Genomic DNA, 14461 nt, shown 5'->3' with positions numbered 1-14461 from the left:
TCCCTGATTTGGTCGAAGGACAGAATGTGGGCAGGTTCGACGTCGAGCTGCCCATGAAGCACTTGGTCGGCGATGTCGCTGAGCGGCACGTCCGACAGCGGAAACCCAGGGGTACCGAAGACGAAGCTGCCGAAGAACGTCAGGTGCACCCCGCTGGCCATCCGCGCCAGGGGATTGAAGTCGGGGATCGGCGCCAGTCCGCCGAGCCATCCGGCAAGACACGCCCGCCCGCCTCGCCGCAGGAGGTCGAGCGAGTCCAGAATCGTGCTATTTCCAACGAGATCGAGAACTGCGTCGACCGCTTTGGCCTCCGGTAGGCGCGCCGCCAGGTTTGGTCCCTCGACTTCACCGCGTACCGCGCCGAGCGCGGTGAGCACACCGAACTGATCCTGGCTACGGGTGGTGGCGATCACCCGGGCTCCCGCACCTACCGCCAGCTTGACGGCTGCCTGACCGAAGGACGAGGTGGCGCCACGGATGAGAACCGTCTGTCCGGCCGCGAGTTCGAGATTGCGAAACAGGCAAGTCCAGGCCGTCGCATAGGTTTCCGGGAGCGCTGCCAGCCGTGACCACGGAAGATCGGCATCGATTCGCGCCACGTTCGTCGCGCCAACCCGGGTGTACTGTGCATAACTCCCGTTGATAGTTCGACCGAGGCCGCCCATCAGCGCTGCAACCCGCGCACCAACAGGGAATTCACCGCCTGGGCAGGCATCGACGAGGCCGACGCATTCGATGCCGCTGACCTCGGCCGACTCGGCCCATTCGCCTCGACGCATGTGCATTTCGGCGTGGTTGACACCGAACGCCTTGACCGCGATCACGACTTCACCGACCTTGGGGCGAGGCTTCGGGATGTCGGTGTAGGCGAAACTGTCCAATCCGCCGAACTTTTCGAGCACGATGGCACGCATCGTCTCTCCGCCGGGACGCTCGCGCACGATTGCCGGCTCCGTGGGCAGTGCGGCGCCACCGGTGGTGGTGGGATCGGTAAGGGACGGTCGGGTAGTCACTTTGTGCTCTCTCTCGGGTGCTTTTTGCTGACCAGAAGAGGCCTGAAAGCGCGGCAATCGCTCGGTGCGGCCGACGCCTTGTCTTGAGGCGCCGTCATGGCGTCGTGCGCGTCCATTGCATGGTTTGCATTCGTGCGGCGAGTTCGTCGATGTCTGCGGCGATCAACGTCGGCTGAGGTATTCCGTGTGACTTCAACGGTGCATTGCCGGGGCGAGCGATGAGCGCACCCCGCATGCCTGCGCTTTGCGCCCCGATGGTGTCCCACGTGTGGGCGGCGACCAGCATGCACTCCGAGACCGGTACAGCCAGTTCGGAGGCAACTCTGCGGTACAGATGGGTCGAGGGCTTGTACACGCCGGCAGCATCGACCGTGAATTGTCGCTCGAAGCATTGACTCAGCCCCGCATTCTCCAGCGGCGAGGGTGTATTCGGCCGGTGCGGGGAGTTGGTCAGCGTGACCAGGCGGTAGCCGTCGGCTAGCAGCCTCTCCAGACCTGGTACCGCATCCGGATGTGCCGGCATGGTGCGCATGGCCTCGGCCAGTTCACGGCGGTCATCGTCGGTCGGATCGACCCCGCGAATCTCGGCGACCATCTGTAGCACTGCCTGCCCAAGACCGAAGAAGTCGACATACAGGCCTGACAGGGTGAGCGTCATCGAATACATCACCAATTCGCCGAACCAGGTACGCAACACTGTGGCGTCTCCAAAGATTCGCTCGAAGTTCGGTCCCAGCGATTCGATGTCGATGAGCGTTTCGTTGACGTCGAACACCAGCACGGATGGTGCACCCTCTGTCCGGGAGGCAGGGGGCGGGTGGGTGTCAGTCATGATTTCTCCTACACACTCGGCGCCATGGTGGCCGTTCGGCTTGCGTACTGGCATTGCGGCGGCCACATCTCGCTCGTATGCGACAGTCCACCGTTCGATTATGGGTTTTATAGCCCATTGTGTCCATCGTCTTTGTCGACCCACGGCCCGTTAGAGCGAGACCAACGGGAACTCATTCTCGGTGCGGGCCACCACGTTGAAGTAGTTGGTCAGGATGTTGAGTGCGAGGTTGGCGACGCCCTCGCCAATCTCCTCTTCGGTTACTCCAGCATCGCGAGCGACCTTGATGTTCGCTTCGTCGACGTCGCCGACATTTTGAGCGATGGCGTTCGACAGTTCCAGCAGAGCGGCCACCCGCGGATCGGCGGAAGAGCCGCGCCGCGCGCTGTCCAGCTCCGTGGCCTCGATCTTGGCGACGTTGGCGCCGATGAATGTGTGCGTCGACAAGCAGTACTCGCGGCCGTTGAGCTGAGCCGTCGAGGTCGCGAGTCGCTCGCGGACGGCTGGAGGCAGTGTGCCGCTACCCACTGCGCCCGACAGTGTCAAGAAGCTTCTTCTTCAGCAGCGTTGGGCTGTTTGCCATTCCCTTGGCCATATTGGGGGTTGTGCCCAGTGCCGTCTTGACCTGGGTCAGGAGTTCGACTGCATCGCTCGTGGCGGCGTCGGGCTCGATTGGAGCGAAGTTCGTCATGGTGGGTCCTTTCCGGATTCGTTGTGCTAATGATATTTGGGATGCCAATCGTTAGGCAGGGCAACGCGTAGGCATGACGGCAATAATCCCTTCCACCGCGGCGAATTTGATTTGTGATCGGCAACACACCTTCGCCGGCAGATGGCGATGGCGTGCCGCATCAAGATGCACACCGCGCAGGCAATCGTTCACGCGCGGGGCGATACGTACCCTGGTGACGGTTCAGGGTGCTGGATGATTTTCTGGAAACAATGCGCTGCAACGCATCTCGCTCGATGGCGAAACCGCGAGCCGTTACGCGGCGACGAATCCTGTACGGTCGGTGCAGAAGCCGACGGTCAGCTGTCGATCGCTTGTGTCAGCGCAGTACCAAGTGACGTGATCACCCCAGGAATGTGCCCCTGTGCGGCTGCGTGAACGACGACTGAGGTGATACCGGCGCCGAACACCTTGGTCCGCACTTGCTCGGCGATCTGATCGGGACTGCCTTGCATCATGACGCCTCCCATTCCAGGGGGAATCTGCGCCGGGCCGCCGATACCGTCGACGTGGACGCCGACCAGCGCGCTGGTTTCCAGGGTGGACGGGTCGCGTCCCACCTCCTCGCACCGCCGGGCCAGGACGTCAAGCTTGGATTTCAGCTGATCGAAGGGCGTCGTCACGTTTAGGTGATCGGCGTACCGAGCCGCCAGTCGGAACGTCTTCTTCTCGCCGCTTCCGCCGAGCAGTATCGGAAGGTCGTCGCGGAATCGCGGAGAGGCAAGCGCATCTTCGGTGTGGTACCACTTGCCAGTCACGGTCGGGCGCTCACCGCGCAGCATCGGGGCGATGATGCTGAGCGCCTCATCAAGCCGTTCGAAGCGGTCGGTGAAGCTGCCGAACTCGTATCCCAGCTGAACGTGCTCGAGCGCGTACCAGCCGGCGCCGATGCCGAGGATGGCGCGGCCCGCGCTGACGATGTCGAGTGTGGTGATGACCTTGGCGAGCAAGGTGGGATTTCGGTATGTGTTCCCCGTTACCATCGTCCCCAATTGGAGCCGCTCGGTCGCGGTCGCGAGCGCTGCCAGAGCCGTGTAGCCCTCCAACATCGGGTCCTCGGGCGCGCCTAGCTGGGGCAGTTGATAGAGGTGGTCCATTACGAACAAGGAGTCGAAGCCGGCGGCCTCCGCCTCCCTTGCCTGGCGCAGCACCGTCGGGAAGAGCTGCTCGACACCCGTTCCGTAGGAGAAGCTCGGGATTTGAAGTCCAAGACGAATAGTCATGTCTCGAACCATATTCAGTTCACCACGGAAACTGACAACCAGCGATATTCGACGCACTGATGGAGTCGATAAGTCGCTGTGCTGGCCGCGGGGCTAAGACGCCAGTACAACCGGTTCCGTACGAAGTTTCCGGAACGGATCCACAGACCGATGACCTCCAACATCGGTCACGAGAGACGGCCCCTTTGCCCCGACGGATGCCAGAGCTGCATCCTCTCGAACATCGGCCGTACCGAGGAGCAATCATCAGGAGCCGCGTGCAACGTCTGAATCGCCACGCCGGCGTCTGCCTGCAACATTGCCGTGATGCGCTCTTCGAATGCGCCAAGATCGTTCTTGGACAACGGAGTCCAGGTACTACACGGCGGCTCCTGCCGCTGGCAACCGGCCCTGGGGGCCAATCGTCTCGGCTACCGGCGCAATTGCGGTCATCGCGAAGATCATCTCGCCAGGGGAGTGGTGCCACTCGCGAGTGTGCAATGGCAACGCCATCAACGGATTCGGCGGGTGTCGGATACCCATCCGACGGTCCATCACCGTATGAGGCCCGGCCGCGCCTTGGCGGGCTACGCGAACTACCAACCACACAAATTGGCGCCGGCTTGAGTGCGAGGCCGCAGAACGAACTCCCCGGGGTGCGCCACCCTCACCACCACGAGTAGCGGAAGGCCGAACATGAACGACGCCACCACGAAGACGGATCGCGCAGCCTCCGTGCTGGCCCTACTCGACGCTTACCGAACCCTCAGACGCCCGTTGCGAGTGCAGTCGCACCGAGCGAGCGCTTCCGGAAAGCAGTGCAGAAAAGCGGAATTCGTGATCACGGCGATATCCCGCACCTGGACCGGGAGCTGACCCGCCAGTACCTCGCCGATCTGCGGAACCTGGCCTTGGCGTAGCCAAGCAGTGGCCAGCGCCCCGATACCAGACTCGCCAGAACCCCGTTCCTTCATTGATCCAATGAAGGGCAACGCCATGCAGAAACTACTTCAACATGCTGGCTGTCACCGGCGGTCGGGAGCGTTCGATCGCGGAGTACGACAGCCTCCTCGCCATGTCCGGCTTGCAACGAATCTCGGTGTGGAACGACGGTCCGCCGCAAGGCGCAATACCGGCAGAAGCCCCAAGACCAGCCCTGCGTTCACCGACGAAATTGCTGATCAACCGCGGGCTTTGTGGCCCTACGTGCAACGGCCTTCATGGCATCGGCGAGCGTCCAGAAGGACAGACCGAGTAGCGGCACGTCCTTGAGAAGGAACTCTCCGGTCAACGACAGCGCCGGAAAGCCGCCACCGGCGGGCTCGCCGACGCCGGGCGTGGTGAACAGGAAGCTGATCGTGGAGAGGAAGAGCAGGATTGACAGCAGACTGCCGAAGATGGAGAGCTTCGGCGCGATCGGCTTGATGGCGAGCAGGATCGCCGCGGTCAATTCGAAGACACCGAGCAGGGCAGAGAAGGTATTCACGGGTAAGAAGTTGTAGAGCCAGCCCATGAAAGGGCTGTTTGCGACCAACGGAACGATCTGATGAGCTTCGAAGTTGGCGAACTTCAGCGCGCCGATCCATCCGATGACCAGGACGAGTCCGTATCGGCCGAGCACGGCGGCGATACCGTCGATCGTGGAAACGTTGGTGATGCGTTCGAGGTTGCTAACAGATGGGCGGATGGCCACGTCGGACTCCTTGAAGATTCGATCTGCTGCGATCCCAATCCTGGCCAGCCGCGTTTTCCGCATCGCCTGATCGATCACAGTTATGGGTGGACTGACCCATTATAGATCCTTCATCGCGTCATGCGTTAGTGGGTAGTCCCTTGAATCGCAAATTAAATGGGAGCACCATCCCAATATGGTGCATTGCACAGGGCCTACCCGTCCACCGACGTCGTCACCCGACGCGGCATTCTCTGCGGTGGAGTACTCGGTGCCGACTGCATCGATCGGGCGCTGCCGTGAACGCTGAACCTCATCGCCCTCGCCTGGGACGGTGCGACGGCCGCTCAGCCAAGGTTCACCGATGGCCCGCAGTTGTCCACGGGCGACGGCGAGGGGTCCGTCAGCGAAGCGCGGCGCGAACACCATCGACGGCGAAGTACGTGCCAAGACCACCCATTGCCGTGCCGGCAAGACGATCGAGAGTCTGCGCGGTCCTCGGGATCGTTCACACTCCGCACCGAAGACGGAGTCAAGACGGTCCGTTTTCGGTTACTCCAGCGTTTCGATCGTTTGCAGGACAATAGATTTCGGAAAGTGGTCGACTTTGCGCTACCGTGGTCACCACCTCCCACGATCCCATGTATCCAGCCGTTGGTAGTAAACCGATTGCACGATGGCCAGGCCGTTCTGAAGACCAGCCGGAAGTCGCTGCCGTGCGGTGCGTGCCTCGCGGTGAGCATGACGGCTGACTGTCGTGCTTTGGCGACTGAAGGGTGACGGCCGGACTGCGACAGGTGCTAGGACTCATGATCCCCATCGCCAATGTGAATCACCCCGGGCGGCACGGGCTCATTGACTGACCGGCGTGAACGTCTCACGGCTGGCGCGGGCGTGATGCAGCGGTGTGTGCGCGTGGGATCCTCAGGCGGGGATCTCAACAGCCGCCGGGCACAGGCTCGCCAACCTCCATCAAGAGCGCGTCGACAGTGATGTAGGACGGCGCACTGTCCTCGCCCACGCCACGAACGATCCTGTGGGCAAGAGCCTGCACCTCCAAGCCGACCGCCTGCGCGCAGACCCGAAGCACGTCGGCGGCACCAGCAGCGTCGATCGCATAAGTCACGATGAGGACCTCGCATGCCCGCGCCAGGGCGTCGCGTTCGTCAACCCCTTCTTGCTCGGCTGCGTCGGATGGAGCTAAACCGACGTGGTCGCTGGTCATGCCGCAACCGTAGAGCAACTCGTGCCCCGCCGCGCACGACATCCACGGCCGCGCAAGTAGCCCAGGGCAATGCGTTGGAATGCCTGGTACCCGCAAGGTGAGCTCATTCCCGTTCGTGATTCACAGCAACGAGCTATGGCGAACGGGTGGGGCGGCGTTTGAGCTCTCCGATCGCGGCTGGCCCTTGGAGCGCACACGCGCCGGCCGTCGCTTATCGCGGTCATGTGAATCATTCATGGGTGCGCGGAACCGCCAATGGATGCCAGATGTTGTCAGTCATGTGAGTGAAACGAAACGAGGGCGTGTTCTGGTCACGGGGGCATCTTCGGGAATCGGCGAGGCGACCGCTCGACATCTGCAGCAACTCGGCTTTCCCGTGCTGGCGACGGTTCGTCGCAATGATCGACGTCGTCGACCGCATGGACCGGTGCGACTCGTGGGCATCGAGTAGCAACGTGTCAGTGAATGTCGGTGAGATCGTGAAGGTTATAGACACGCCGTTGGGCGACGTGCAATTTCAGCGCGATGAGTACCAGAAGTTCTGGTGTGAGCGTGAAGGTCCATTCAACCGGAAGAGGCACCATGGAGAAGCAAACGAACGGCGACCAGGTCAGGGCAGTGTTGGACAGGTGGCTCGCCGCCTTCAACGCGAAGGACTCACAGACACTCTTTTCGTTGTACGACCCTGACACCGTGTATGCGAATTCCGGGTCTGGGCGCATGGACGGCGTAGAGGGGTTGCGGCCCTGGTACGAGGAGGTTTTCGAGGATCGTTCATTGCGAGTCCTGTTCAAGGAGGAGACCCTGTTCGAAGACGACGCCCTCGCTCTAATAGCCGGCAAGTTTCACTTCAGGAATCTGCAGGCTGACGGTAGCTATCAATCTGGTGGTTGTGGACGCGTCGCTCTGCTGTTCCGACGGGCCAAGGACGGTGCCTGGCGATTGGCCTACGACATTGACAACAAGGCGCCGGACGTCTTTCCCACCGATTTCGAGTAGCGCGGATCGGATTGGACGTGTTGGTGGCTCGTTGCTCGACAATGCGGATGGCGTCATGCCTAAGCCCAGTCACCAGGGATGGTCCAGTCCCGGGGTGGGTTAGGGCGCATCGACTTCGGCGAGTCGCGTGGGTGTCCTGCGTATGGCGGATTACCTTGGCGCGGTGGGGAATCACTGCGCGAGCGGTCCACCGCGGGCGGTGTCACGGCGCGAGGTCCTGAAATCCGCTGTGGCGGCGCCCCTTCTGATGGGGTTGAGCACTGTTGCACCGACACTCGCCGGCTCGGCGCAGGCACGGGCCGACACCGCGTTGGCAGGCGCCGCTGCGGTCAGCGTGCCGGGACTGCAACCCACGGTCATCAGTCGGGGCGAGTGGGGTGCCGACGAATCGATGCGCCGCGGGACGCCGCGGTACGACAACGAGGTCAGAGCCGGGATCTTGCACCACACCGCGACCAGCAACGACTACTCGCCGTTGGACGCCGCGGGGATCGTCCGCTCGATCTACGCCTACCACACCCGCACCCTGGGGTGGGAGGACATCGCCTACAACGCGCTTGTCGACAAATACGGTCAAATCTTCGAGGGCAGGTATGGCGGTGTCACCCGAGCCGTAGAGGGGTCGCATACCGGCGGATTCAACCGAAATACCTGGGCAGTCTCGATGATTGGCAACTTCGACGACATGGCGCCCACGCCGCCGCAGCTACGGTCCGTGGGCCTGTTGCTCGGTTGGCGGTTGGCCATGGACGACGTTGACCCCAAGGGGGCCGTCCGATTGCCCTCCCAGGGTGGGCCGTATACGCGCTTCCCGGCCGGCGCAGCCCCGCTTCTACCCAATATCTTCGCCCACCGTGATGTCGGTGCCACTGCTTGTCCTGGGAGCATCGGTTACGGATGCCTCGATCAGATCCGTGACATCGCTGCACGGTTCGACAAGCCCGCTAGCTCAGTCGAACTCGCGGCCTCGCTGCGTGGCGGCGCCATCTATGCCCGGTGGCAGGTGATGGGGGGCACGAACAGTGTGCTCGGCGCGCCGACATCTCCGGAAACAGCCGGTGCTGGGTCATCGCGTTATGTCACGTTCGACAGAGGAGCAGTGTATTGGTCACCCACGACCGGAGCAGCACCGGTGACCGGTGCCATTTTTGATGCCTGGGCGACACTGGGTTTCGAGCGTGGTGCGCTGGGTCTACCGACCAGCGGCGAAATACAAGAGCCGCAGTGGATCGGGCAGAACTTTCAACACGGAACCCTCAACCTGGACCGGGAGAACGGTTCCGTAACCCGGGTGATGAACGGGGTCGCGCTTGTGTTGCCGCAGCCGTCTGCGAGTGGACCGCCGGTGCAGCTCGAGCGGTTCTCACCGGCGCGCAACCGCGTCTGATCACTGCGCTCGCGTCGCGAGTCGGTGGAGAATTCCTAAGCTTGATGTCCGGATGGTCGCGAAAGCGGTGGCCTGACAACGGTGTACCGCACGCTGCAGGGCCACTCACCGAGCGGACGGTTCCTCCTGCAGTTGGTATCTGATGAGCCGCGAGCTATTGACGACGACCGCGACCGATGAGGCGTTGTGCAGAATGGCGGCGAGCACAGGCGAGAGGGCGCCACCGGCACCCACCATCAGGCCCAGGGCATTGACGGCGATCGACATGGCGTAGTTCTGCCGAATGACCGTCACGGCCCGCGATCCCAGGTCGCGGATGTCCAACAGTCGGTTCAGGTCATCACTCGCAAGTGCGACGTCAGCGGTCTCCACGGCGACGTCGGTGCCGGCGAGTCCCATCGCGATGCCGATGTCGGCGACGGCCAGAGCCGGCGCATCGTTGACGCCGTCGCCGACCATCGCCACCCGATGCCCCTCGGCTTGCAGTGCGCGCACGGTCGCGAGTTTGTCCTCGGGCAACACCTCGGCGCGCCATTCGTCGATTCCCAACTCGTCAGCCACGGCCGCAGCGGTCTCGGAATGATCTCCGGTGAGCATCACGATCCGATGCACGCCTCCAGCGCGCAACGCGACGAGCACGTCACGTGCTTCGGCGCGGATCTCGTCGCGCAAGCTGACCAATCCCACCAGCTTCCCGTCCACGGCAAGCAGCAACGGTGTCTCGGCCTGGCGTTGAAGTCGGGAGACCCAGTCGGCGGCCTTCTTGGTGACACGTACGTTCTCTCCACGCAGGAGTGCAGAACTGCCCAGCAGGAGGGTGTGTCCGTCGGCCTGGGTACGCATGCCGAGCCCGACCAGGACTTCGCATTCCTCGTGCGGGGGGATGGTGATGTGTCGCTCTTCGGTGGAGCGGATCACCGCCTCGGCCAGGGGATGGCGTGAATGAATCTCCGAACTCGCGGCATAGGCAAGGACCTGTTCGGGTTCCCAGCCCTTCTGGAATGCAATGACATTGGTGACCACCGGCCTTCCCTCCGTCAGGGTGCCCGTCTTGTCGAAGACGACGGCGTCGATGCGGCCGGCTTCCTCTAGGTGCGAGCCTCCCTTGATCAGGATGCCGCGGCGCGCGCCATTGCCGATCGCGGCACTGATCGCCGTCGGGGTGGCCAGTCCGACCGCGCACGGACATGCGACCAGCAACATGGTCATCGCACGGCGCACGTCACCGGTCAGCGCCAGCGTCAATCCCGAGAACAGGAATGACGCCGGGACGAACCGACGGGAGAAGTTGTCGCCCACGGTCTGGATCGGTGCCCGGTCCTGCTGTGCCTGCTCGACACGGGTGATGATGCGCCCGATCGTCGTATCGGCGCCCACTGCGCTCGCCAGCAGCACCAGTCGTCCCCGGATCACCACCGAACCGGCATGAAGACGCGCACCGACGGCGACACTCACCGGCAGGGTCTCGCCGGTGATCGCCGACTGATCGACGATCGCCTCACCATCACACACCAGACCGTCCACGGGTATGGCTACGTGGTCGTGCACGACCACCAGATCGCCGACGCCGAGAGTGTCGATGCGGACCTGAACCTCCGAGCCGTCGGCGGTCCGCACCCAGGCTGTGTCGTCGGTGCCGCGCAGCAGATCCGCGATCGCCCGCCTCGTGCGGCGCAACGTCAGATCCTGAAGGTACTCACCGATGTTGAGCAGCCACAGCACCGTGAGGGCGACGACGTTCTCGCGAAGGACCAGGCTGGCGATCGTGGCCGCGGAGACAAGGGCGTCGGTGCCAACCGACCTACCACCGAGCAGTCCGCGCACCGCACCACGCAGGAACGGGTAGCCAGTGATGATCGTCGCGCCGGTGGCGATCAGCCGGCTGGTCGGGCCCAACAGCGGCGAGCGGGCGAACGCGTAGCGCCGCAGTCCGAGCAATGTCAGCGCGATCCCGCCGATCGCCATCCGCAACACGTCGCCGTTCGCAACGTCGGCGGAGCGCGGTGCGCGGACCGGTACCAATTCGACGCGGACCTGGCGGGCGGCGGCGATCGCGTCGATGATCTGCTGGCGGTCAGACCACTTGGGTGAACACCACACCACCACCGAACCGGTGCGCGGGTAGGCGTGGACCGCGCGCACGCCGGCGATCTTGTCGACCGATTCCTCCACCGCGACGGCACGCAGTGCGTTCGACCGGATCCAGGGCACGCGCACCCGCACCCGTCCCGCCGCGTCGGAGAGGATTGGTGAATTGGTGGCACCCGACTCCAACGAGACGCTCACCGCGACGCCGTTCAGTGGTCGTGGTCGTGGTCGTGGACCCCGTCGGTCACTCCGGGGGGCGGTGCTTCCTCTCCGAGGCGTTCCCGCGCCTCTGCCACGACGTCGGCCACCGTTAGACGCGCCGACTCCGCACCGTCCTCTGCCTTGCGCACTCCGCGCAGTCCGACCGCCGCCGCGGATACCGCCACGCCGCGAAGGGGCGCTTTGGCGGCAGCCCTTCGGAGAGCGTCATAGGCCACTGCGCCGACCGTGCCGGTCACCACCGTGGCGGCCACCTTGGCAATCATTCCCTCAACCATCATCATCTTTTCCCTTCATCAGTGCCCCAACGGATTTGCGGCACAACACTTGTCTCGCCACCGTGGTCAGTCAGCACCTCTAATAACGTTGCGGGGGCGGCGTCGAGTGGCTGATCGGCCGTGTCGCCAAGGTCGGGGCTGCGCACTGAGTGTCGGCTGCGGGCCTGGACGCGGGGCACGATCGAGACCGCCGCCATCCGAGCGAACAGGTAGAGCACGAAACTGATCAGGGTGATGAAGACGCTGGCCTTGACCGCGGAGTGGACCAGGCTCAGCAGCAGGCCACCGTCGGCGGCGATCAACGCAAACGCGACCGAGATGGCAATGACCACCGGTGTACGGGCGCTGAGCCGGCTGGCCGCTGCCGCCGGGGTGATCGCCAGGCTGAGCACCAGCAGGGTGCCGACGACTTGTGCGGCCGCAGTCACCGTGAGCGCCAATACGTACACGAAGAGCAGACCGACGAGCCGGGTGGGCACCCCGCGCGCCTCGGCCAGTTCGGGATCCACCGAGGCAAACATAAGCGGCCGGTACAGCAATGCCATGCAGATCAGCACACCGATCGCAATGCTGGTGAGCAGCGTGATCTGGCCCGGACTCACCCCGAAGATCTGGCCGAACAAGATGTTGGTTGCCGCGGTGGCGAATCCCCGGTACAGCGACAGGAGATACACCCCTAGACCGAGACCGAACGCCAGGATCACCCCGATGGCCGAGTTGCGTTCACGTTCGCGGTTTCCGAGCAGCCCGATGGCCGTGGCCACGACGATAGCGCCCAGTACCGCGCCCAGCACGGGGTCGTTGGCGGCGACCAGGCCCGCCGCTGCTCCGGTGAAGGCCAACTCAGCGGTTCCGTGCACGGCGAACGCCAGGTCGCGAATGATCACTACTGGGCCGATGAGTCCCGCGGTGATTGCGACCAGGGTCGCTGCGATCAACGCGTGCTGCACGAATCCCTGTGCGAGGTACTCGGTCACCGTCATCGGATGCTCGCCCGCTCGTCGTGGCACTGTGCTAGGTGCTCGGCAGCGTCAGTCGACTGGTCCACGGCGCGCGGAGCGCCGACGATGACGATCTGGCCCCGAACCCGCAGTACGTCGATCTCCGTCTGGTACAGGTCGGACAATCGGTCCCCGGTCAGCACCTCCTCGGGAGTTCCAATGGCCCAGCGGTTACCCACCACGTAGAGCACGCGGTCCACCAGGGGCAGTAGGGGATTGATCTCGTGGGTCACGAAGATCACCGAACTGTTCAGGGCGCGGCGGCGGCGATCGATCAGCACGAGTACGTCGCGCTGGTGTTTGAGGTCCAACGAGAGCAGCGCTTCGTCGCACAACACCAGGCTCGGGTCACCGAGTAATGCCTGTGCCACTCGTAGCCGCTGCTGCTCGCCACCGGAGCACCGCCCGATCGGGGCGTTGGCGAACCCCGTCGCGCCGACCGCGGCGACCGCGGCGAGCACCCGTTGCCGGCGCCGATTCGGCATACCGAAGCCCCAGCGGTGGCCGTCGAGACCGAGCCGCACCAGGTCGATTCCCCGGATCGGCAGGTCCCGGTCGAATCCCTTCTGCTGCGGGATGTAGCCGACGGCGCTGTTGCCCCGCGCGGGCGGACTCCCGCACACCCGCACCGTCCCCGCCGTCAATGGGGTCAATCCCAGCAGTACCTTGAGCAGGGAGGTCTTGCCGCTGCCGTTGGGGCCCAATACGACGATGAACTCGCCTGCCGCAACGGTCAGATCCATGTTCTGCCACAGCTGGCGGCCCTGGTAGGCCAGACAGGCGCCGCGTAGCTCCACGGTCGGGGGCGTCGGCGACACGGTGGGACCGGTCATCAGTCCAGTGCCTTTGCGACGTCATTGATCTGGCGTAGCTGCCAGGCCTGGAAATCCTTGTCCGTCGGGGGAAGGGTCTCGGTCACCCCGACCACCGGTACGCCGCTCGTCTGGGCTAGTCGCTTGATCGCGTCGGTCGCCGGACTGGTCACCTGACCGTTGTAGAGCAGCACCTTGATGGCCTTGCTCGAGAGCGCGTTGTCAAAGGCTGCGTTGTCGGCCGCGCTGGGATCGTTGCCGTCCTCGATGGACTGGGCGAACGACGCCGGCGTCGCCAACTTCAGCCCCGCGGCGTCGACGAGATAGCCCGGTACCCGTTCGGTGTACCCGATCGGGGCGCCGGAGTCCTTGGTCTTGATGGTGGCGATTGCCGTATTGATCGGGGTCAGGCTATCGGTGAACGTCTTGGCGTTGGCCGTGAACGTCGCCGCATCGTCGGGGTCGAGCTTGTCAAGTTGATCGGAGATCGCCGAAGCGACATCGGGGATCTTCGCGATGTCATACCAGACGTGTGGGTTGGCATCCTGGCCGTTGATCTGCATCACGTTGGCGGCGTTGAGCACCGCCCGACTGGAATTCGGGGATGCCGAGATCAACGTGTCCATGAAATCGTCGTAACCCAACCCATTTTCGATGACTAGTTGCGCTTTGCTCACTGCGGCAGCAGTTTTGGCATCCGCTTCGAACAGATGCGGGTCGGTGTTGGGATCTGACATGACGGACGTCACTGCCACGCGATCACCTCCGATCTGCTTGACGATGTCACCCCAGACGTTGGTGCTTGCCACCACGTCGAGCGGAGCGCTCGCTCCCGCAGTCGAACTCGTGGCCGTCTGTGCGGCTGGCGGTGATGGGGCCGCGGTGCATGCACCCAGCGCGAGGCAGATCACGGCCAACGCGCCGCCTGCGACGGCGACTCTAGGGGCGAAGCGGATGCTCATAGATGTCCTCCATGGTGCTAATGAAAATGGGAATCGTTTCC

Annotated in this window: 15 protein-coding genes and 1 pseudogene; 3 read left to right on the top strand and 13 right to left on the bottom strand. The window is 63.8% G+C overall.

Features of this window, described 5'->3' with window-relative positions; translation table 11 throughout:
* From ACRDUX_RS33845 to ACRDUX_RS33810, 8 genes are all read right to left on the bottom strand, one after another.
* A partial coding sequence (locus tag ACRDUX_RS33845) for a zinc-binding dehydrogenase (protein ID WP_526420737.1) occupies positions 1 to 914 on the bottom strand: 914 nt, incomplete at its 3' end.
* A gap of 193 nt (positions 915 to 1107) precedes the next feature.
* The gene (locus ACRDUX_RS33840) at positions 1108 to 1845 is read right to left on the bottom strand and encodes a haloacid dehalogenase type II (RefSeq protein WP_526420727.1); all 738 of its coding nucleotides are present in this window, start codon (positions 1843 to 1845) and stop codon (positions 1108 to 1110) included.
* A gap of 150 nt (positions 1846 to 1995) precedes the next feature.
* Positions 1996 to 2373, bottom strand: a complete 378-nt coding sequence (locus ACRDUX_RS33835) for a carboxymuconolactone decarboxylase family protein (RefSeq protein WP_526420725.1) — start codon at positions 2371 to 2373, stop codon at positions 1996 to 1998.
* Entirely contained in the window at positions 2366 to 2536 is a 171-nt protein-coding gene (locus ACRDUX_RS33830) for a hypothetical protein (protein WP_526420723.1), read from the bottom strand. Before ACRDUX_RS33830 ends, ACRDUX_RS33835 begins: the two co-directional genes overlap by 8 nt.
* Before the next feature lie 338 nt (positions 2537 to 2874).
* A complete protein-coding gene (locus ACRDUX_RS33825; RefSeq protein ID WP_526420721.1) occupies positions 2875 to 3798 on the bottom strand; it encodes an LLM class F420-dependent oxidoreductase in 924 nt (307 codons plus the stop codon).
* Positions 3799 to 4155: 357 nt separating this feature from the next.
* A complete protein-coding gene (locus ACRDUX_RS33820) occupies positions 4156 to 4320 on the bottom strand; it encodes a hypothetical protein (RefSeq protein WP_526420719.1) in 165 nt (54 codons plus the stop codon).
* 619 nt (positions 4321 to 4939) lie between these two features.
* Positions 4940 to 5470 (bottom strand): YkgB family protein, encoded by a 531-nt coding sequence (locus tag ACRDUX_RS33815; RefSeq protein WP_526420717.1) that lies wholly within the window; start codon positions 5468 to 5470, stop codon positions 4940 to 4942.
* Between the two features lie 916 nt (positions 5471 to 6386).
* Positions 6387 to 6674, bottom strand: a complete 288-nt coding sequence (locus tag ACRDUX_RS33810; protein ID WP_526420715.1) for a hypothetical protein — start codon at positions 6672 to 6674, stop codon at positions 6387 to 6389.
* Between the two features lie 259 nt (positions 6675 to 6933).
* On the opposite strand from ACRDUX_RS33810, the pseudogene ACRDUX_RS33805 reads away from it, so the two are divergent.
* From ACRDUX_RS33805 to ACRDUX_RS33795, 3 genes and pseudogenes are all read left to right on the top strand, one after another.
* Positions 6934 to 7080 (top strand): annotated as a pseudogene (locus ACRDUX_RS33805) (SDR family NAD(P)-dependent oxidoreductase); the annotation flags it as partial.
* A 140-nt stretch (positions 7081 to 7220) separates the two neighbouring features.
* Positions 7221 to 7673, top strand: a complete 453-nt coding sequence (locus tag ACRDUX_RS33800) for a nuclear transport factor 2 family protein (RefSeq protein ID WP_526420713.1) — start codon at positions 7221 to 7223, stop codon at positions 7671 to 7673.
* A gap of 247 nt (positions 7674 to 7920) precedes the next feature.
* Positions 7921 to 9060, top strand: coding sequence for an N-acetylmuramoyl-L-alanine amidase (locus ACRDUX_RS33795; RefSeq protein WP_526420711.1), 1140 nt, complete (start codon positions 7921 to 7923; stop codon positions 9058 to 9060).
* Between the two features lie 105 nt (positions 9061 to 9165).
* Here the strand turns inward: ACRDUX_RS33795 and ACRDUX_RS33790 are convergent, their stop codons facing one another.
* The 5 genes from ACRDUX_RS33790 to ACRDUX_RS33770 are packed head-to-tail and all read right to left on the bottom strand — an operon-like array spanning position 9166 to position 14420.
* On the bottom strand, positions 9166 to 11307 hold the full coding sequence (locus ACRDUX_RS33790; protein WP_526420735.1) for a heavy metal translocating P-type ATPase: 2142 nt from the start codon (positions 11305 to 11307) through the stop codon (positions 9166 to 9168).
* Positions 11308 to 11357: 50 nt separating this feature from the next.
* The gene (locus ACRDUX_RS33785; protein WP_526420733.1) at positions 11358 to 11648 is read right to left on the bottom strand and encodes a DUF1490 family protein; all 291 of its coding nucleotides are present in this window, start codon (positions 11646 to 11648) and stop codon (positions 11358 to 11360) included.
* On the bottom strand, positions 11648 to 12628 hold the full coding sequence (locus ACRDUX_RS33780; protein ID WP_526420709.1) for a metal ABC transporter permease: 981 nt from the start codon (positions 12626 to 12628) through the stop codon (positions 11648 to 11650). The genes ACRDUX_RS33785 and ACRDUX_RS33780 overlap by 1 nt, the downstream gene beginning before the upstream one ends.
* Complete coding sequence (locus ACRDUX_RS33775; RefSeq protein WP_526420707.1) at positions 12625 to 13479, bottom strand: metal ABC transporter ATP-binding protein; 855 nt, start codon at positions 13477 to 13479, stop codon at positions 12625 to 12627. The genes ACRDUX_RS33780 and ACRDUX_RS33775 overlap by 4 nt, the downstream gene beginning before the upstream one ends.
* Positions 13479 to 14420: a metal ABC transporter solute-binding protein, Zn/Mn family gene (locus ACRDUX_RS33770; RefSeq protein WP_526420705.1), complete on the bottom strand. Its 942-nt coding sequence runs from the start codon at positions 14418 to 14420 to the stop codon at positions 13479 to 13481. The genes ACRDUX_RS33775 and ACRDUX_RS33770 overlap by 1 nt, the downstream gene beginning before the upstream one ends.
* Between the last annotated feature and the right edge of the window lie 41 nt (positions 14421 to 14461).

It is taken from the genome of Mycobacterium sp. (assembly GCF_050701675.1).
Taxonomy (GTDB): Bacteria; Actinomycetota; Actinomycetes; order Mycobacteriales; family Mycobacteriaceae; genus Mycobacterium.
Note: the sequence above shows the minus strand (reverse complement) of the source record. Positions and strands in the feature narration are given on the sequence as shown.

Bases quoted from the DNA above. Each gene is read 5' to 3' on its own strand.
- ACRDUX_RS33770 (WP_526420705.1), bottom strand. From the start codon at position 14,420: ATGAGCATCCGCTTCGCCCCTAGAGTCGCCGTCGCAGGCGGCGCGTTG.
- ACRDUX_RS33785 (WP_526420733.1), bottom strand. From the start codon at position 11,648: ATGATGGTTGAGGGAATGATTGCCAAGGTGGCCGCCACGGTGGTGACC.
- ACRDUX_RS33780 (WP_526420709.1), bottom strand. From the start codon at position 12,628: ATGACGGTGACCGAGTACCTCGCACAGGGATTCGTGCAGCACGCGTTG.
- ACRDUX_RS33840 (WP_526420727.1), bottom strand. From the start codon at position 1,845: ATGACTGACACCCACCCGCCCCCTGCCTCCCGGACAGAGGGTGCACCA.
- ACRDUX_RS33820 (WP_526420719.1), bottom strand. From the start codon at position 4,320: ATGGGTATCCGACACCCGCCGAATCCGTTGATGGCGTTGCCATTGCAC.
- ACRDUX_RS33830 (WP_526420723.1), bottom strand. From the start codon at position 2,536: ATGACGAACTTCGCTCCAATCGAGCCCGACGCCGCCACGAGCGATGCA.
- ACRDUX_RS33810 (WP_526420715.1), bottom strand. From the start codon at position 6,674: ATGACCAGCGACCACGTCGGTTTAGCTCCATCCGACGCAGCCGAGCAA.
- ACRDUX_RS33825 (WP_526420721.1), bottom strand. From the start codon at position 3,798: ATGACTATTCGTCTTGGACTTCAAATCCCGAGCTTCTCCTACGGAACG.
- ACRDUX_RS33775 (WP_526420707.1), bottom strand. From the start codon at position 13,479: ATGACCGGTCCCACCGTGTCGCCGACGCCCCCGACCGTGGAGCTACGC.
- ACRDUX_RS33795 (WP_526420711.1), top strand. From the start codon at position 7,921: ATGGGGTTGAGCACTGTTGCACCGACACTCGCCGGCTCGGCGCAGGCA.